The sequence below is a fragment of the Herbaspirillum sp. LeCh32-8 genome (assembly GCF_017814915.1).
Taxonomy (GTDB): Bacteria; Pseudomonadota; Gammaproteobacteria; order Burkholderiales; family Burkholderiaceae_D; genus Herbaspirillum.
Genome location: NZ_JAGIPZ010000003.1, coordinates 46,656 through 63,652, shown reverse-complemented (window position 1 = coordinate 63,652; position 16,997 = coordinate 46,656). Strand labels below are relative to the sequence as shown.

General features: G+C 67.1%; 13 protein-coding genes and 1 riboswitch. Of the genes, 6 read left to right on the top strand and 7 right to left on the bottom strand.

What is annotated here, in order from left to right; all coding sequences use genetic code 11:
* Window positions 1-344: 344 nt before the first annotated feature.
* The 4 genes from J8I26_RS07975 to J8I26_RS07960 all read left to right on the top strand — a co-directional run bounded on the left by J8I26_RS07975 (window position 345) and on the right by J8I26_RS07960 (window position 5,866).
* On the top strand, window positions 345-1,085 hold the full coding sequence (locus J8I26_RS07975; protein WP_209605910.1) for a response regulator: 741 nt from the start codon (window positions 345-347) through the stop codon (window positions 1,083-1,085).
* Window positions 1,086-1,141: 56 nt separating this feature from the next.
* Complete coding sequence (locus tag J8I26_RS07970; RefSeq protein WP_209606425.1) at window positions 1,142-2,443, top strand: HAMP domain-containing sensor histidine kinase; 1,302 nt, start codon at window positions 1,142-1,144, stop codon at window positions 2,441-2,443.
* Between the two features lie 1,040 nt (window positions 2,444-3,483).
* Window positions 3,484-4,524: an alpha/beta hydrolase gene (locus tag J8I26_RS07965; RefSeq protein ID WP_209605908.1), complete on the top strand. Its 1,041-nt coding sequence runs from the start codon at window positions 3,484-3,486 to the stop codon at window positions 4,522-4,524.
* 271 nt (window positions 4,525-4,795) lie between these two features.
* Window positions 4,796-5,866 carry a hypothetical protein gene (locus tag J8I26_RS07960; RefSeq protein ID WP_209605906.1) on the top strand — a complete coding sequence of 357 codons (1,071 nt, stop codon included), beginning with the start codon at window positions 4,796-4,798 and terminating at the stop codon, window positions 5,864-5,866.
* Between the two features lie 154 nt (window positions 5,867-6,020).
* Here J8I26_RS07960 and J8I26_RS07955 read toward each other — a convergent pair whose 3' ends face one another.
* The 5 genes from J8I26_RS07955 to J8I26_RS07935 all read right to left on the bottom strand — a co-directional run bounded on the left by J8I26_RS07955 (window position 6,021) and on the right by J8I26_RS07935 (window position 12,994).
* Window positions 6,021-7,490 (bottom strand): ATP-binding cassette domain-containing protein, encoded by a 1,470-nt coding sequence (locus J8I26_RS07955; protein ID WP_245200218.1) that lies wholly within the window; start codon window positions 7,488-7,490, stop codon window positions 6,021-6,023.
* Window positions 7,487-8,269, bottom strand: a complete 783-nt coding sequence (locus J8I26_RS07950) for an ABC transporter permease (protein ID WP_245200217.1) — start codon at window positions 8,267-8,269, stop codon at window positions 7,487-7,489. The genes J8I26_RS07955 and J8I26_RS07950 overlap by 4 nt, the downstream gene beginning before the upstream one ends.
* A gap of 35 nt (window positions 8,270-8,304) precedes the next feature.
* Entirely contained in the window at window positions 8,305-9,279 is a 975-nt protein-coding gene (locus J8I26_RS07945) for an ABC transporter permease (protein ID WP_209605902.1), read from the bottom strand.
* Complete coding sequence (locus J8I26_RS07940) at window positions 9,270-10,793, bottom strand: ABC transporter substrate-binding protein (RefSeq protein ID WP_209606421.1); 1,524 nt, start codon at window positions 10,791-10,793, stop codon at window positions 9,270-9,272. The genes J8I26_RS07945 and J8I26_RS07940 overlap by 10 nt, the downstream gene beginning before the upstream one ends.
* A 77-nt stretch (window positions 10,794-10,870) precedes the next feature.
* Window positions 10,871-12,994: a TonB-dependent siderophore receptor gene (locus J8I26_RS07935; RefSeq protein WP_209605901.1), complete on the bottom strand. Its 2,124-nt coding sequence runs from the start codon at window positions 12,992-12,994 to the stop codon at window positions 10,871-10,873.
* A 263-nt stretch (window positions 12,995-13,257) separates the two neighbouring features.
* Window positions 13,258-13,490, bottom strand: a riboswitch (cobalamin riboswitch).
* Between the two features lie 114 nt (window positions 13,491-13,604).
* On the opposite strand from J8I26_RS07935, the gene yddG reads away from it, so the two are divergent.
* Entirely contained in the window at window positions 13,605-14,522 is a 918-nt protein-coding gene (gene yddG, locus J8I26_RS07930; RefSeq protein ID WP_348635300.1) for an aromatic amino acid DMT transporter YddG, read from the top strand.
* Window positions 14,523-14,544: 22 nt separating this feature from the next.
* On the opposite strand, the gene J8I26_RS07925 is transcribed toward yddG, so the two are convergent.
* Complete coding sequence (locus J8I26_RS07925; RefSeq protein ID WP_245200216.1) at window positions 14,545-15,009, bottom strand: MarR family transcriptional regulator; 465 nt, start codon at window positions 15,007-15,009, stop codon at window positions 14,545-14,547.
* A 46-nt stretch (window positions 15,010-15,055) separates the two neighbouring features.
* Between J8I26_RS07925 and J8I26_RS07920 the strand changes: the two genes are divergently transcribed.
* Window positions 15,056-15,784 carry a siderophore-interacting protein gene (locus tag J8I26_RS07920; protein ID WP_348635299.1) on the top strand — a complete coding sequence of 243 codons (729 nt, stop codon included), beginning with the start codon at window positions 15,056-15,058 and terminating at the stop codon, window positions 15,782-15,784.
* 153 nt (window positions 15,785-15,937) lie between these two features.
* Here the strand turns inward: J8I26_RS07920 and J8I26_RS07915 are convergent, their stop codons facing one another.
* The gene (locus tag J8I26_RS07915; RefSeq protein WP_209605897.1) at window positions 15,938-16,858 is read right to left on the bottom strand and encodes a LysR family transcriptional regulator; all 921 of its coding nucleotides are present in this window, start codon (window positions 16,856-16,858) and stop codon (window positions 15,938-15,940) included.
* Window positions 16,859-16,997 lie beyond the last annotated feature (139 nt).

Below are 16,997 nucleotides of genomic sequence, written 5' to 3'. Positions count from 1 at the left end.
TGGCTCCTTGCGAGGGTGGATGCGGTATGTGTTGCGACCCCTGCATGAAACCGCGCCGGTGTATCCGCCATGTGTAGCCCAAGCCGGTCTTGTGTATCGCAAGTTGTCCGGCGGCGGCGCTTGTACATGCGCGTACAAATCGGGAGAAAATACGGGGCGACGCCGCAACGTCGATGTCATTCGAGCAACTTTGCGACGCCTTTGTCGTTTGCTGTGTCGGCAAACCGCCCGGATACATTGGGGTACAAATCTGCGGCCGCGCCCGCTTGCGGGATGGGCGTGCACCACGTAAAAGACAGGATTGGGAAAATCCGAAGAAACCAGAAAAGCAAGAGAGGCTGCAGGTGGAACACATCGATCACATCCTGATCGTCGACGACGACAGGGAAATCCGCGAGCTGGTGGCGGACTATCTGAAAAAGAACGGGCTGCGCGTGGACGTGGCCGCCGACGGACGCCAGATGCGCGCTTTCGTGGCCGCCAACGCGGTGGACCTGATCGTGCTGGACATCATGATGCCCGGCGACGATGGCCTGGTGCTGTGTCGCGAGCTGCGCGCCGGCAAGCACCGCGCCACGCCGGTGATCATGCTGACCGCGCGCTCGGAAGAGACCGACCGCGTGATCGGCCTGGAGATGGGCGCCGACGATTACCTCGCCAAGCCGTTCGCCGCGCGCGAGCTGCTGGCGCGCATCAAGTCGGTGCTGCGCCGTACGCGCATGCTGCCGCCCAATCTGCAGGTATCCGAGGCGGGCAAGATCCTGAGGTTCGGCCCCTGGCGGCTGGACACCAGCGAGCGCCACCTGCTGGCCACCGACGGCACGGTGGTGACGCTCTCCGGCGCCGAGTATCGTCTGCTGCGCGTGTTCGTCGATCATCCGCAGCGCGTGCTCAACCGCGACCAGCTGCTGTCGCTCACGCAGGGCCGCGAGGCCGAGATCTTCGATCGCTCGATCGACCTCCTGGTGAGCCGCGTGCGCCAGCGCCTGGAGGATGACGCGCGCGAGCCGCGCTACATCAAGACCATCCGCAACGAGGGCTACGTGTTCTCGATGCCGGTCGAGATCGAAGAGGCGCGCACGTGAACGTCACCGCTGCGTCCGCCGCAACCACCCACGCCGCGCCGCGCCGCCTGCTGCGCATGCCGCGCACGTTGGGCGCCCGCCTGTTCCTGATCCTGCTGGCCGGGCTGGCGCTGGCGCACATTCTGTCCTTCGGCGTGCTCTTCATGGAGCGCTACATGGCCGCGCGCGCGGTCATGCTCGACACGCTGGAGAACGACGTCGCCACCTCGGTCGCCATCCTCGACCGCCTGCCCGCAGCAGAACGTCCTGAATGGATCGGCCCGCTGCAGCGCGGCACCTATGGCTATGTGATCGGCGAAGGCATGGCCGGCGTGCCCGAACTGTCGCCGCGCGCGCAGCAGATCGCCGGCAAGATCCGCGACGCGCTCGGCGCGCGCTATCCGTTCACGATGGAAACCGTGCCCGGCCCGCGCGAACACCTGCAGGCGCACCTGAAACTGTCCGACGGCAGCGCGCTGGCGGTGGACATCAAGCCGGCCATGAAGCCGCTCACGCAGTGGCTGCCCTATGTGCTGGCGGCGCAGTTGCTGGTGCTGGTGCTGTGCAGCTGGTTTGCGGTGCGCCTGGCGCTGCGGCCGCTGGCCGACCTGGCCGACGCCGCTGATCGCCTCGACCTCAGCAAGAACGCGCCGCCCTTGCAGGAGGACGGCCCGGTCGAGGTGGCGCATGCGGCGACCGCCTTCAACGCCATGCGCGAGCGCATTTCGGATTACCTGCAGGAGCGGGTGCAGATCCTGGCCGCGGTGTCGCACGATCTGCAGACGCCGATCACCCGCATGAAGCTGCGCGCCGAGATGGCCGAGGAGAGCGCCGGGCGCGACAAGCTGATGCACGACCTGGCCGAGATCGAGCGCCTGGTGCAGGAGGGCATCGCCTACGCGCGCAGCGCGCACGGCAGCACCGAAGCGCCGGTGCGCATCGACCTGGCGTCGTTCCTGGAAAGCATGGTGTTCGATTACCAGGACACCGGGCGCGATGTCGCCATGCCCGAGCCGCTGCCGGTGTCGGGCCTGGCGCTGGTGACGCGTTCGCATGCCTTGCGGCGCATTCTGACCAACCTGATCGACAACGCCTTGAAGTTCGGCGGCTCGGCCGAGGTGGAGGCGCACCTGCTGGACGGCGGGCGGGTGGCGGTGTTCGTCCGCGACCGCGGGCCGGGGATTCCGGCGGACCAGCTTGATGCGGTGTTCCAGCCGTTCTTCCGGCTGGAGTCTTCGCGCAATCGCGGCACCGGCGGGACTGGGCTGGGACTGGCGATTGCGCAGCAGCTGGCGGAGGCCTTGAATGGTTCGTTGGTGTTGAGAAATCGTGAGGGAGGTGGGCTGGAGGCGGAGCTGGTGGTGGCTTCTTTGGGCTGACCATAGGATGCTGAGTGCTCCGAATCACAGAGCGTTGTATGCCGTGCTCGGTACGCCATCCTCCGTCATCCCGGCGCAGGCCGGGATCCAGTGTCGTTCGTTGCGCTGCTTCGGCGCCGGCATCCATCACCCAGGCAGCATCAAGCTTCATCCGTCATCGCCAAGGCAGTCTCGTTCTCGATTGAATCCGTCGTCCCTGCGAAAGCAGGGACCCAGCGTCGTTTGTTGCGCTTCACGGGTGCTTGTTGTTGGACGTGTTGGGTAGTCTGGTCTTGCTGCATGCAGATGTACTGGCTTTGTGCTTTTCTTTCTCCGGTCGGAACGGAGCGCCGGGTGCGGCCCGGCAGCCGCTCACTTTCTTTGCTCCGCCAAAGAAAGTAAGCAAAGAAAGGCGGCCCCTAAGTGCCAGCCCCTTCGGGGTTCCCGCCGGAGCGCGCTGAAAAATGGGCAAGGCAAAGTCGCTGCGCTCCGGTTGCCTTGCTGATCCATTTTTCCCCGCGCTCCGACGGCTGGCCCACAAGGGGAAATGCCATCCGCCTTGCCTACGGCATCGGGATGGAGCTCGCCTGCGGCATCGCGCTGTTTCTTCCTCGCCTGCGGCATCGCCTCCGTTCAGCCTCGCCTTCGGCCTCGTGGGGGCGCTGCTCGCCTGCAGCATCGATAGGGGGGCTCGCTATCTCGCTTAATCCGTCATCCCGGCGAAAGCCGGGATCCAGCGTCGTTCGTCGCACCTCTCATTGGCGCCAGTCACCCTGGCTGCATCAAGCTTCAGCAGTTGCAAGGCAGACTCCCGCTTCATTGAACCCGTCGTCCCTGCGAAAGCAGGGATCCAGTGTCGTCCGTCGCGCCGCACCGGAGGTCGATCAGCGCTCGACGGCAAGGCGGCGCATCGGACAACCCCAACCGCCCCTTTCGTATCCCAATGTATCTGCCGCCGTACAAGGTACAAAGCCTTGCAATCCGGCGCTTTCCCATACACAAGCGCGATACATGGCGCGCGCATTCTCCGTCTTGCCCCTTCCACACAACCGGAGAACAAGATGTCCAACGAAATCAATCTTCAGCGCCGTCGCCTGTTCGGCGTGGCAGCCGCCACCGCCGTGGCGGCGCAGTTCGGCCTTTCGGGCAGCGCGCATGCCCAGGCCAACAGCCTGCTGGGCGGCGTTACCGCCGGCGGCCACACTTCCTTTCGCGAGCTCAAGCAGGTCCGGGCCGGTCTGCTTGACGTCGGTTACGCCGAGGACGGTCCGGCCGACGGGCCGGTGGTGATCCTGCTGCACGGCTGGCCGTATGACATCTACAGCTTCGTCGACGTCGCGCCGGCGCTTGCCGCCGCCGGTTATCGCGTGCTGGTGCCTTACCTGCGCGGCTACGGCACGACCCGCTTCCTGTCGGATTCGACGGTGCGCAACGGCCAGCAGGCGGTGGTGGCGCTGGACATCATCGCCTTCATGGATGCGCTGAAGATCCGCCGCGCCGTGTTCGGCGCCTTCGACTGGGGCGCGCGCACCGCCTGCATCATCGCCGCCCAGTGGCCGGAGCGCGTCAAGGCGCTGGTGTCGGTCAGCGGCTACCTGATGACCAACGTCGACGCCGGCCGCCAGCCGCTGCCGCCGCAGGCTGAGCTGGACTGGTGGTATCAGTTCTATCTCGCCACCGACCGCGGCGTGGCCGGTTACGACAAGTACCGCAAGGATTTCAACCGCCTGATCTGGAAGACCGCCTCGCCCAAGTGGAACTTCGATGAAGCCACCTACGCCCGCAGCGCCGCCTCCTTCGACAATCCGGACCACGTGGCCATCGTCGTGCACAACTATCGCTGGCGCCTGGGCCTGGCGCAGGGGCAGACGCAATACGACGCGCTGGAACAGCGCCTGGGTACTTTTCCGGTCATCACCGTGCCGACCGTGACGCTGGAGGGCGACGCCAACGGCGCGCCGCACCTGGATCCGGTGGCGTATCGCAAGCGCTTCTCCGGCCCGTATGCGCACCACACGCTGTCCGGCGGCATCGGCCACAACCTGCCGCAGGAGGCCCCGCGCGAGTTCGCGCAGGCCATCGTCGAGGCTGATCGCATGTAAGCACCGGCGCGCGGCCGAGCTTGCCGGTCGCCCCGGGCGGCGTCGTGTCCAACGGGCACGGCGCTGCAGCGCATGCTTGCGTTCGCAGCCAACCTTGCGGCTTCCTCCGCAGTTCCCTTCTTCCGGCACCCCTTCGCCAACTCTCCTACGGCATGTCGCGTTGTCGTCTTATAGCCCGCGTCGTGCCGAGCTCGCTACAGTCAGCCTGTCTTAATGAAATCCAGATCCGCGCACCTGCGGAGTCCTGCTCATCAAGAAAGCGAGGAGACACATGGCAACTCATCCACTGCATGCCGTCGAAGCGGGGCCCGAGGCCTCCGCCGCGTCCGGCGTTTCATGGGGCGCGATTTTTGCGGGGGCGTTTGCCGCCGCGGCGCTGTCCTTCATCCTGGTGATGCTCGGCTTCGGCCTGGGCTTCTCCTCCATCTCGCCATGGTCGGGCGAAGGCTTGTCGGCCAAGGCGATCGGTTATTCGACCGCCGGCTGGCTGGTGTTCACCCAGATCGCGGCGGCCGCCGTCGGCGGCTTCCTGGCCGGGCGCCTGCGCGTGAAGTGGGCCGGCGTGCACACCCGTGAAGTGTATTTCCGCGACACCGCGCACGGCTTCCTGGCCTGGTCGGTGGCGTCGCTGGCGACCGCCGCGCTGTTGGGCACGGCGGTCGGCACGGTCATTTCGGGCGGCGCGCGCACCCTGGGCGTGGCCGGCTCGGCGCTGGGCATGACGGCCGCTGCGGCAGGCGCCGGCGCGGCGCAGAACCCGGGCGAGGCGGTCAATCTGGCCGACCGCATGTCCGGCTACTTCATCGATACCCTGTTCCGCGGCAGCACCGGCGCGCCTGCTGCGGCGTCGTCCACCCCCGCTAACCCGGCCGCACCCGCACCGGCTGCAGAGTCAGCACCGCTGGCAGTGCCGGGTCCGGCCAACGCCACGCCGCCCGAGTCGGACGTGTCGCCGGCGCAGCGGCTGGAAGTAACGCGCATCTTCGCCTACTCCCTGCGCAGCGGCAGCCTGGCGGCGGCCGACAAGACCTACATCGGCCAGATCGTGGCGCGCCGCACCGGCATGGGCCAGGCTGACGCCGAGAAGCGCGTGGCCGACGTGTACGCCTCCTACCAGCGGGCCATTGACGAGGCCGGCGCCAAGGCCAAGCAAGCTGCCGACGCCACCCGCAAGGCGGCTGCCTACGGCGCGATGTGGATGTTCCTTTCCCTGCTGTGCGGCGCCTTCATCGCCAGCCTGTTCGCCACCTTCGGCGGCCGCATGCGCGACCGTGTGGAGCTGTTCGGCGACGGCCCGGTTCGCCGCCGCGAGAACCTCGCCGACACCAACCTCAACGCATAAGGAGACCATCATGGGTGCCATTTTGCTGTGGCTGCTGGGTGTGCCGATCCCCCTCATCCTGCTGCTGATCCTGCTTACCTGAGGGGACCAGCCTGTAAAAAAGGGCCGCTTTGATGCGGCCCTTTTGCTTGCACGGCATGCCTGTCTGATGCGCTCAGCCCAACCGGATGCTGCGATCAGCCACGTTGCGCGCCAGATAGATATCGTGGGTCACCAGCAGCAATGCGCTGCGATGTCGGCGGCACTGCTCCAGCATCAACTGCACCACCTCCTGCTGGGTGAGCGGATCGAGCCGAGAGGTGGGCTCGTCGGCGAAGATCAGGGCCGGCTTCAGGAGCAGCACGCGCGCCAGCGCGATGCGCTGCAGCTCTCCGCCCGACACCTGGCCGGGTTTGCGTTCCAGCAGTTCCAGCGGCAGGCGCATGCGTTGCAGCAGATACTCCAGCTCCTGCCAGTCCAGTCGGTGCAGGCGGATCAGGTCGCGCAGCGCTTGCTTCAGCGTCAGTCCGGGGACGAAGGCCGCCACCGGATCCTGATAGAGCTTCTGGAACGCCGTGGCCGGCAAGCCGGGCGCGCGCCGCACGCTGCCGGCGTCCGGCTGCAGCAGGCCCAGCACGATATTGCCGAAGCTGGTTTTGCCGGCGCCGCTGGGGCCGTTGACGGCGACCACCTCACCGGGCGCAATACGCGCATCGATGCCGCTGAAGAGGTGCTGCTCGCCGAAGGACTTGGCCAGGCCGGTGATCTCCACCACCGGTGTGGCGTGGTCGACATCATGCGACGCGGAGGGCGTCGCATGCGGCCACCGCTGCGGATCGGCCGCCAGCAGCCGCTGCGTGTAGGCGTGTTGCGGCCGTTCCAGCACCTGCCGGGCCGGCCCATGCTCCACCAGATTGCCGTCGAGCAGCACACCGACCTCGCCGCCCAGCGCGTGCGCCAGCCAGACGTCGTGGGTAATGCACAGCAGGCCGATGCCCTCGGCCTGCGCGGCCTGCAACAATGCCAGCATGTCGTTGCGTCGTTCATGGTCCAGGCCCTTGGTGGGCTCGTCGATGATCATCAACGGCGCTCCTGTCGCATGGGTCGCCAGGAAAGCGACGCGCTGCGCCATGCCGCCGGAGATCATGAACGGATATTTGTGCGCCGCTTGCGCCAGCCCCAGCCGATCAAGATCGGCCAGCGCAGCCTGGCGGGCACCGTTGCGTGCGGTGCGCAAGCTGTCGTTCTGGCTGTCTTGCGCGGCGCGACTGACCAGCTCATAGGTCAGCGCTACCTGGCGCCATACCTGCATGGTGGGATCCAGCGCCAGCCAGGGTTCTTGCGGCAGCAGCGCCATCTGGCGCCCCCATGCCGCATGGCGTGCGTGCTGGTCGGCGGCGTCGCTGCGGCGGCCGGCGAGCTCGATGCTGCCCTCACAGCGCAGCTGCGCCGGCAATTTCCCCATCACCGCCTGTGCCAGCAACGACTTGCCGGAGCCGCTTTCACCCAGCAACGTGAACACGCCGCCGGCCGCGATCTGGAAGGAAATGCCCTGCACCAGCGCGTCCTGACGATGCAGCACCGCGAGGTCCTGCACGCGCAGTACGGGCGTTGGCGCGATGTCCTTGTGTTTCTTGCTCATCATGCCGGCTCCTGTTCGCGCGAGAGCAGCAGCAAGCCCAGCAGCGTCAGGAACAGCAGCAGCACCGGCGAGCCGATCAGCCACGGCGCCTCGCTGTAATAGGGCAGCAGCTCGATCATCATCACCCCCAGCTCGGGCGTGGGCGGTTGCAGCCCAACGCCGACAAAGCCCAGCGCCGACATCGCCAGCACCGCGCCGGCGAAGCCGAAGCGCATCAGCGTGAACAGGCGCGGCAGCAATTCGGGCAGCAGTTGGCGGCGCACGATGTAGCCGGCAGCGAAGCCCAGCATGCGCGAGGCCTCCACCTGCGGCCCGGCCAGCAGGATGCGTGCGGCCGCGCGCGCCACGCGGAAATATTCCACCCATAGAGCCAGCGCGATGCCCACGTACAGCGGCCAGAAGCCGCCGGGCGCGAATGCCGCCAGCAGCAACACCAGCAGCAGGCCGGGCAGCGCCAGCACGGCGTCGGCGATGGCCGACAAGGCGCGCTCGAGCCAGCCGCCATGCCAGGCCGCCAGCAGGCCCAGCGCGGTGCCCGGAATGGCCGCGCTCATCACGCTGAGCAAGGCCAGCGACAGCGACAGGCGGGCGCCGTGGGCCAGGCGCGCCAGCATATCGCGGCCGAGGTGATCCAGGCCGAGCGGATGCGTCAGGCTGGGGCCTTCGAGGAAGCGCTCCAGTTGCTGGCGCGCCGGGTCGCCGCCGCTCAGCCAGGGCGCCAGCAGGGCGAAGACGGCGATGGCCAGCAGCAGGGCGACGGCGATGCGTTGGCCCGCGCGCATGGGGACGGCGGGAGCCGGGGGAAAGGATTCGGTTCTCATGGTCGGCGGCGCGGATCGATGAGTGCGCAGGCCAGGTCGACCAGCGCATTGAAGAGGACGAACATCAGGCCCAGCACCAGCGCCGTTCCCTGGATCATGGGTACATCGCGCCCGAAGATGGCATGCACCAGCGCGTGTCCGATGCCGGGCCAGGCGAAGATGGTTTCTACCAGCACCACGCCTTCGACCAGCATCACCAGCTGCACGCCGAGGTAGGCGACCACCGGCGCGGCGACGTTGCGCAAGCCATGCCGCGCCAGCGCCTGGTGCTCGCTCAAGCCCTTGGTGAGGGCGAACCCGAAGTAGGCGGATGAGCGCACGCTCACCATCGCGTCGCGCGCCACCCGGCACGATACGGCGGCCAAGCCCAGCGCCAACGTCAGCGCCGGCAGCAGGATGCTGCCGTGGTCGCCATGGCCGGCCGCCGGCAGCGCCCCCAGTTGCACCGAGAACAGCAGCACCAGCACCAGGCCGAGCAGGAAGGCGGGCAGGGCGCGCAGTCCGACCGACAGCGCCAGCGTGGCGCGATCGAGCACGCCGCCGGGGCGCAGCCCGGCCAGCACGCCCAGCGGCGGCCCCAGCAGCAACGACAGCACCATGGCCAGCGCCGACAGGCGCAGCGTCGGGCCGAGCTGGTGCGCGAGTTCCGTCAACACCGGTTGCGCGGTGACCTGCGACTGGCCAAGGTTCAGCTGTAACAGGCGCGACCACCACTCGGCCAGTGCCGCCAGCAACGGGCGGTCCAGTCCGAGCTCATGCCGCACCGCATCTGCCGCCGCGCTGGTGACCATGTCGTAGCCGTAGCGGCCGGCGGCGATGCGATAGGCCATGTCGCCGGGCAGCATGCGCGTCATGAAGAAGCACAGCGTGCCGACCAGCAGCGCCACCATCGTCGCTTGCAGCAGGCGGCGCAGCAGCGCCGGCGCGAGCCTGCGCCAGCCGGCCGGGGAAAGGAGAGGCATCAAGTCCATTGCAGTTGCGAGATCCTGTAGCTGCGTTCGAAGGGGTCGATGCTGGCGTTGGCCACGCGTCGGTTGACCGCGCAGGTCTGGCGGTACCAGACCACCGGGATGACCGGCAATTCATCCTGCAGCACCGCGGCGATGCGCGTGCGTTCAGTCTGTCCGCCGGCGCCTGAGGACAGGCGCGCCAGCGCTGCGGCGAGATCGGGATGGCTCCACCCCATCGCGCCCCAGTCGCCGCCTTGCGCGCCGAAATCCTGCAGCAGCGTGGCGACCGGATCAGGCAGGTTGCCGAAGTTGCGCGCCGCCAGGCCCATCTGCAGCGTGCCGCTGCGGTGGCCGGCGGGGATGTCGCTGGAGTTGCCGATCACCACACGCACGGCGATGCCGATCTGGCGCATCTCCTCCTGCAGGGCGGCGGCGATCAGCGGCAGCTCCGGGCGATCCACGAAGGTAGTCAGATTCAGCGTCAGGCGTTCGCCGTCCTGGTTGCGTCGGATGCCGTCGGCAGCAATGCGCCAGCCGGCCTCATCCAGCAAGGCCCGCGCGGCAGCCGGGTCGGTGCGCAGCGGCGCCAGCGCGGCGTCATGCCAGCGTCGCAGGGACGGCGGGAACAGCTGTGTTGCGCCCAGTTCCGGATCGCGCAGCAATGCGCGCGCAATGCCTTGGCGCTCCACGCACAGGGCGATGGCGCGCCGCACGCGCACGTCGCGCAGGAAGGGATGGCCGGCGTTGAGCTTGATGAAGGTCGTGCGCGGCAGCATCGCCGACACCAGCTGTGCGCGCGGATTGTGCTGCAAGGCGCGGATGCTGGGCGGGTCGAGCGAGAAGGCGAGGTCGGCCTGGCCGCTTTGCATCAGCAGCGTGCGCGTCTCGGCGCGCGCCACGCTGATGTAGCGCGCACGGGCGATGCGGCGCGCCGCCGGCTTGCCATCGTCATGGGGCGCGAAACGTTCGATGTCGAACTGCTGCGGCAGCGACAGCGAGGCAATGCGGTACGGACCGCTGCCGATGATGCGAATGACGTTGCCGGCGGCGTCGAACGAGGTCGGCGCCAGGATCTGCGTGCTGTAATGCGTGAAAAGATAGGGCAGGGCCGTGAACGGTTGCTCCAGCTCGACCACCAGCTGTGCGCCCTCCACGCGCATGGCGCTGATGCGCGCCAGCGCGAGTACCCCAGGGCGCGCCTGCGCGCGTTGCAGGCAGGCCAGCACGCTGGCCGGAGTGAGCTGCGTGCCGTCGTGATAGCGGCGCCCGGCGCGCAGCGTGAAGCGCCATTGCAGGCCATCGGCGCGGGCGTGCCAGTCGGCGGCCAGTCCGGGCAGCAGATTGCCGCCGTCGTCCACTTCCAGCAGCGTCTCCACCACTTCCATGCGCGCGAACATGTAGCCGGAGCGGGAGGGATCGAGTCCGGTCATCTCCCACGGGCCGACTACCGTCAGTACGTCGGCGCCGGCGGCGTCGATGGCATGCGAATGGGTCTTGTCGTCGCCGTGCGCAAAGGTCGCGCGGTGCGGCAGCATGGCGCTGCCGACGGCGGTGATGGCCGCCGTGGCGAGCAGGCGGCGTCGCCTTATCTGTGGAGCTGGCATGCGGCGCGTCAGAATTTCAGGTTCATGCTCAAGGTCGCGCTGCGTTCGTCGCCGGGCATGATCCAGAGGTTGTTGTAAGAGCTGGCGTAGTAGCGCTTGTTGAACAGGTTGTTCATGTCTAGCGACAGCTTCACCTGCGGCGTCACCTGCCAGTAGGCAAGCGCGCGCGCCGTCACATAGGCGGGCAGCTTGAAGCTGCCGGCCTGGTCGCCGGTGCGTTCACCCACATAACTGGCGCCGCCGCCCACGCCCCACACGCCGTCGCGCGCATCGGCGTCTTCATACACTGCCAGCGCACTGCCCGAGGCGCGCGGCACGTTGACCAGGCGCGAGCCGATGGCCAGCGTGTTGTCGCGGCTGACGTAGGCGTCGGTGTAGGCGAAGTTGCCGGTCAGGCGCCAGTGGCGACCCAGCTTGCCGCTGTAGTCCAGCTCCACGCCGCGGCTGCGCACTTCGCCGGCGGCGATGGAGAAGCCGGCATTGGCCGGGTCGCCGGTCAGCACGTTCTGCTTGGCGATGTCGAACACGGCCAGGGTGGCGCCGCTGCGTCGGTCTTCGCTCTGCCATTTCAGGCCCAGTTCACCGGCGCGCGAGGTCTCTGGACTGAAGGCGTTGCCGTTGACGTCGCTGCCGCTGTTGGGGCGGAACGATTTGCTGGCGCTGGCGTAGGCCGAGAGGGCATCGGTGAACAGGTAGGTCACGCCCAGGCGGGGCGAGACGGCGCCCTTGTCCTGGCGCGTGCTGACGGCGGTGCGGCGATTGTCGAGCGTGGAGCGGAAGTTGTCGGCGCGCACGCCGCCCAGCAGCCGCCAGCGTCCCAGGCTCAGCTGGTCTTGCAGGTAGAGGCCGGTGCTGGTCTGGTGCTCGGCAGTGTCGGTGTTGGGCAGCGGGGTCGGCTGCGCCTGGCCGTACACCGGGTTGTTGATGTCGATTGCATACGGCGCGCCGGCGGATGGATTGATGCGCAGCATGCGCTGGTCCAGCGTCATCCAGTCGGCTTCCACCCCGGCCAGCACTTCGTGGCGCAGCTCGCCGGTGGCGAACTTGCCGCCGAGCTCGGCCTGCAGCGAGGTGTCGTGCCAGCTGTAGTCGCGGTAGCGGCGCTGGCGCCAGAGGGTGCTGTTGTCGGCGCGCAGCGACGAGGCTTCGGTGGAGTAGCCGTCCAGCGTGCCCTGTTTGTGGAATACCCCGGTGCGCAGATGCCAGTCCTCGTTGAGACGGTGCTCCAGCGTCAGCAGGTGGTTCTGGTTTTCCATCTTGACGTCGCCGTCGCCGGGTTCGCCCAGGAAGCGCGAAGCCGGCAACGCGCCGGGATTGCCGTTGACCGCGACCACGCCACGGTCCAGCGGCGCCTTCTGGCGCAGGAACTCGGCCTCGTAGTTGAGGATGGTGTGGTCGCCCAGCGCCCAGGTCAGCGCCGGCGCCAGGAACTCGCGCGTGCTGCGCATGTTGTCGCGTACGCTGCCGCGCGTCTCCATTGCCGCGTTGAGGCGGTAGGCGACCTCGCTGGAGAGCGCGCCGGTGGAGTCCAGCGCGCTGCGGTAGAAGTTGTTGGTGCCGATCGTCAGGTCCAGCGCGTTGGCCGCCTTGAACTGGGGCTTCTTGGTGACCACGTTGATGGTGCCGCCCGGCTCGCTGTTGCCGTACAACGCGGCCGCCGGGCCTTTCAGGAAGTCCACGCTCTCCACATTGGCAGTGTCGCGCGGGGGCGCATAGCCACGGTTGGAGGCAAAGCCGTTCCACAGGATATTCATGCCGCCGTTCTCGTTGCCGGAGAAGCCACGGATGGAGTAGTTGTCCCACAGACCGCCGAAATTGTTCTGGCGCGCCACGCCGCTCACGTAAAGCAGCACGTCGTCCAGGCGCGTGGCGCCGAGATCGTCCATCAACTGGCGCGGCACCACCTGCACCGCCTGCGGCAGTTCCTGCAGCGGCGTATCGGTGCGGGTGGCGCTGCTGCTGCGGGCGGCCCGGTAAGGACGGCGCTCGGCATCGTCGGTGATGACGATGGGCGCCAAGCCGCCATCGGTGACGCCGGTGGCGGGCGTGTCGGTCTCAGCGGCACGCGCCTGACTGGCGGGCGCGAGGGCGAACAGGCTCAGGACGGCGAGCCGGATGGCCGGATTCTTCATGGACGATGCTTCCCCTGTTGATGCATGCCGCAAAGCGTGTGCGGCGCATGTTGTTGTGCGTAAGCGAGGCGACTGGCGCCGGCGCGAGTTGTGCATTGTATTGCAACTGTGTTGCATTTATCAAATACGAATATCAAATACGCATGCAGCCTGCACATGGCACGCACGTGCGCAGGCTGCGCTCCGACCACGGCGTCGGACGCATGCGATGATGTCGCTGAAAAAGGCAACGGCTTTGCCAGGCGGGCCGGCACACCCCGGCCGTCCGCTGGCATCGTTCGGGCCGGTATCCGGGCTGACAGAGCCGGCTGCCACGCCTTCCCATGCCGATGGCACAGTGGACCGAGGAGGCAACCTGCCGCATATCGACATGCGGCGCCTGTCTTACCGTTGCGGGGGCAGCACACGTTGGCCGGCGGCGGCGCCGGCGCGTGTTTCCCGTTTAACGGCCGCCGGCAGAAGACCGGCGGCGCGCACCAAACGCGAGCATGATACAGGCGTATCACCGGGATGGGCAGCCGTGCGGCAAATTGCCGCAGCGCTGTGTGGCGGCGATTAAAATATCGCCCTTCGGTCGCGGCGACGCGGCGGCATTTTCGGGGTCAATGCAGTGAGCGAATGGGCAAGCGTGAAGATCAAGGACATCAGCGCCAGTACGTCGACGTTGATCGGCATGTCGGCGGTGCTGATGTGGAGCGCGTCGCTGGGCCTGATTCGCAGCATCGCCGAGATCTTCGGCGCGGCCGGCGGCGGGGCGTTGATCTTCACGGCCAGCGCCGCCTTCGCCACCTTGTCGGTGGGTTGGCCCAGGGTGCGCGAGTTGCCGCGCGCCTACCTGTTGGGTAGCGGCGCGCTGTTCGTGGCGTATGAAGTGGCGCTTGCCTTGTCGGTGGGCATGGCGCATGGTCGCGCGCAGGCGCTGGAGCTGGGCATGATCAACTATCTCTGGCCCAGCCTGACCATCCTGCTGGCCACGCTGATGCGCCAGCAGCGCGGCTCCTGGCTGCTGCCGCCGGCCATCCTGCTGTGCTTCGCGGGGATCGTGTGGGTGATGAAGGGCGACGGCGCCTGGTCGCCGGCGCTGCTGTGGGCCAACATTCAAAGCAATCCGCCGGCCTACGCGCTGGCCTTCGGTGCGGCCATCCTGTGGGCCGCCTACTCGGTGCTGACGCGCCGCGTCGGCAACGGCAAGAACGCCGTGCCGCTGTTTCTGGTGGCAACCGCGACGCTGCTGTGGATCAAGTACGCGTTGAGCGCGGAGCCGGCGCTCTCCTTCAACCTGGCCGGCGTGGCGCAGGTGCTGGTGCTCAGCGCGCTCACCGCCACCGCGTATTCCTGCTGGAACCACGGCGTGCAGCACGGCAGCATCACGCTGCTGGCGACCGCTTCTTATTTCGCGCCGGTGCTCTCCGCGCTGCTGGCCAGCGCCTGGCTGGGCGTGCGCCCGGGCGCCGGTTTCTTCCAGGGGGTGGTGATGGTCACCGCCGGCTCCTTCGCCTGCTGGTGGGCCACGCGCCGGCGCGGCTGATGTCTGCCTTCAGGTCCCACGCCTAGCGTTGCCGCTCCAGGTTGCCTTGCATTACTTGCAGCAACTGCACCAGCTCTTCGCATTGCTCGGCTGACAAGCCTTCCACCGCGCGCTGCAGGATCTGCGCGCCGGATTTGCGCAACTGGCGCTGCAGGGTCTGGCCCTGCGCGCTCAGCGACAGGCGCACACTGCGCCGGTCCTGCTCGTCCTCCTGCGCCTCCAGATAACCCCGGTCCCGCAGCCCGCGCACCAGCCGCGTGAGCTGGGCCTTGTCGCGGCCGGAATGCAGCACCAGGTCGCTCTGCGTGGCGCCGGGATGACGCGCGAAATAATCCAGCACCCGGCTTTCCATGTGGGTAATGTCGCGCTCCTCCTCGCGGAAGGCCTGCGAGCGGCTGGAACGGTACAGGTGCATCACCGTATGGATGGCGTCAAAGACCCTGTCGGCAGCAGGTGAATGGTTGACTTTATCAACTTGTGTTTTCATAATGGGGACATTATCAACTAATTTGGGAGCCACGGCCATGGACGCCATGACAACACCACGCACTGTGCAGCGCATTCGCCACGAAGTGAAGTTCCGCGACGTCAAGGTCGCGGCGACGCGGCAGACCGGCGCCAACATGTTGAGCATCACCTTTCGCGGCGAAGCGCTGAAGGACTTTGTGTCGATGTCCTTCGACGACCACGTCAAGTTCGTCTTTGCCGATGCGACAGGTGAGCAGATTCGGCGCGACTATACGCCAACCGGCCACGACCCACAACGCGGCGAGCTCACATTGGAATTCGCGCTGCACGCCGAGGGTGCGGCCACCGACTGGGCGCGCCAGGCCAAGGTCGGCATGGACGCCGTCATCGCCGGCCCGCGCGGCTCGATGGTGGTGCCGCTGGACTACGACTGGCATGTATTGGTGGGCGACCTGTCGGCGTTGCCGGCGATCACCCGCCGCCTGAAGGAATTCGGCCCCGGCGCCAGGGTCACCGTGATTGCCGAAATCGCCCACGTCGGCGACCTGCGCGAGTTCGAGAGCCAGGCCGAGGTCGAGATCAAGTGGGTGCCGTCCGGCGAAGAGTTGGTGGCGGCAGTGCGCGCTCTGGTGCCGCCGTCCGGCGAGGGCTACATTTGGGCCGCCGGCGAAGCGTCGACCATGAAGACACTGCGTGCCGTGCTGACCGAGGAGAAGGCGCATCCCAAGGAAGCCATGCGCGTATCGGCCTACTGGAAGCGCGGCGCGTCCGACTTCCACGAGAAGCTGGACTGAGGCGCGGCGCGCCACATCGGCCATGCACAGCAAAAGGCCCGCAGACGCGGGCCTTTGTCGTTCTTCACGGTTTATTTCTTCAGTCCCTATCTTATCCACAGGCGAGCACCGCCAAACTCTCCTGATACGGTGGCAAGCTTCGGACCTCAGACCTCAGCCGCCGCGATCCCAACCGAGGTAAGGCTTGACCGCATCGCCGTCGAACAACTCGGTGCAATGTCGCGCCACGATCTCCAGGCTGCGCCCGGTGCTGACCGTGGGTTGCTTGTGGGTGAGCTTGTAGCAGGTGTAAGGCGGGGCAGCGTCGGTCAGCTCGCGGTACATGAACGGCCCCTTGGAGGCCGCGGCCTGTGCCAGCCACAGCGGCACGATGGACCACTGGCGCGGATGGTGCAGCATAGACAGGATCAGGTGGCCGCTGTCGAGCTTGATGCGCGACGGCGTGAGCGGATCCCACCAGCGATCATGCCAGGCGTCGAACTGGCGACCCCAGGGAACGAACAGTTCGTGGTCGGCGGACAGCGCCTGCGGCCTTACCTTGCGGCCGGATCCGGCGCGTCCCGATTGCAGGCTCAGTACCACCATCGGCGAGGAGAAGAACACTTCCACGTTCACGTTGGGCATGCTGCGCTCGCGCAGCGTGAAGGCCAGATCCAGTTGCCGGCGCTCGATCATGTCGTACATCTCATACGAGTGCAGCGTCACGATATCCATCTTCAGCGATGGATGTTCCTCATGCAATGCGCGGTACAGGCGCGGGAAGACGAACACGTTCAAGCTGTCCACGCTGCCAATGGTCAGGCTCAGTCGCGGCCCCTGCGAACTCAAGATGTTGACCTCTCGCGAGAGCAGGCTCCAGCGCTCGGCGATGCGTGAAAACTCTTCGCCGCTGGCAGTCAGTTTGACTTGGCGAATACCCTTGCCGCGCTCCAGCAGCTGCATGCCCAGTTCTTCTTCCAGCGCCTTGATACGCTTGCTGATGGTGGTCTGGGTCAAGTTCATTTCCGCCGCCGCGGCGCTCAGGCTGCCGGTGCGGACGATGGTGACGAAAGTATCGATGGCGTGGGAAAGCATGGTGCGTGAGCTGGGACAGAGCAGGGGCAGGAAACGCAGAATATAGTCCTAAGGTGACTATATTATCGTCGTATATCTCATTTTACGTCCCTATCTATCGTATTTAGAATCGACGCCGGCATAAAAACACAACAGGCGC

Bases quoted from the DNA above. Each gene is read 5' to 3' on its own strand.
- J8I26_RS07970 (WP_209606425.1), top strand. From the start codon at position 1,142: ATGCCGCGCACGTTGGGCGCCCGCCTGTTCCTGATCCTGCTGGCCGGG.
- J8I26_RS07965 (WP_209605908.1), top strand. From the start codon at position 3,484: ATGTCCAACGAAATCAATCTTCAGCGCCGTCGCCTGTTCGGCGTGGCA.
- J8I26_RS07960 (WP_209605906.1), top strand. From the start codon at position 4,796: ATGGCAACTCATCCACTGCATGCCGTCGAAGCGGGGCCCGAGGCCTCC.
- J8I26_RS07955 (WP_245200218.1), bottom strand. From the start codon at position 7,490: ATGATGAGCAAGAAACACAAGGACATCGCGCCAACGCCCGTACTGCGC.
- J8I26_RS07950 (WP_245200217.1), bottom strand. From the start codon at position 8,269: ATGCGCGCGGGCCAACGCATCGCCGTCGCCCTGCTGCTGGCCATCGCC.
- J8I26_RS07945 (WP_209605902.1), bottom strand. From the start codon at position 9,279: ATGGACTTGATGCCTCTCCTTTCCCCGGCCGGCTGGCGCAGGCTCGCG.
- J8I26_RS07940 (WP_209606421.1), bottom strand. From the start codon at position 10,793: ATGCTGCCGCACCGCGCGACCTTTGCGCACGGCGACGACAAGACCCAT.
- J8I26_RS07935 (WP_209605901.1), bottom strand. From the start codon at position 12,994: ATGAAGAATCCGGCCATCCGGCTCGCCGTCCTGAGCCTGTTCGCCCTC.
- J8I26_RS07925 (WP_245200216.1), bottom strand. From the start codon at position 15,009: ATGAAAACACAAGTTGATAAAGTCAACCATTCACCTGCTGCCGACAGG.
- J8I26_RS07920 (WP_348635299.1), top strand. From the start codon at position 15,056: ATGACAACACCACGCACTGTGCAGCGCATTCGCCACGAAGTGAAGTTC.
- J8I26_RS07915 (WP_209605897.1), bottom strand. From the start codon at position 16,858: ATGCTTTCCCACGCCATCGATACTTTCGTCACCATCGTCCGCACCGGC.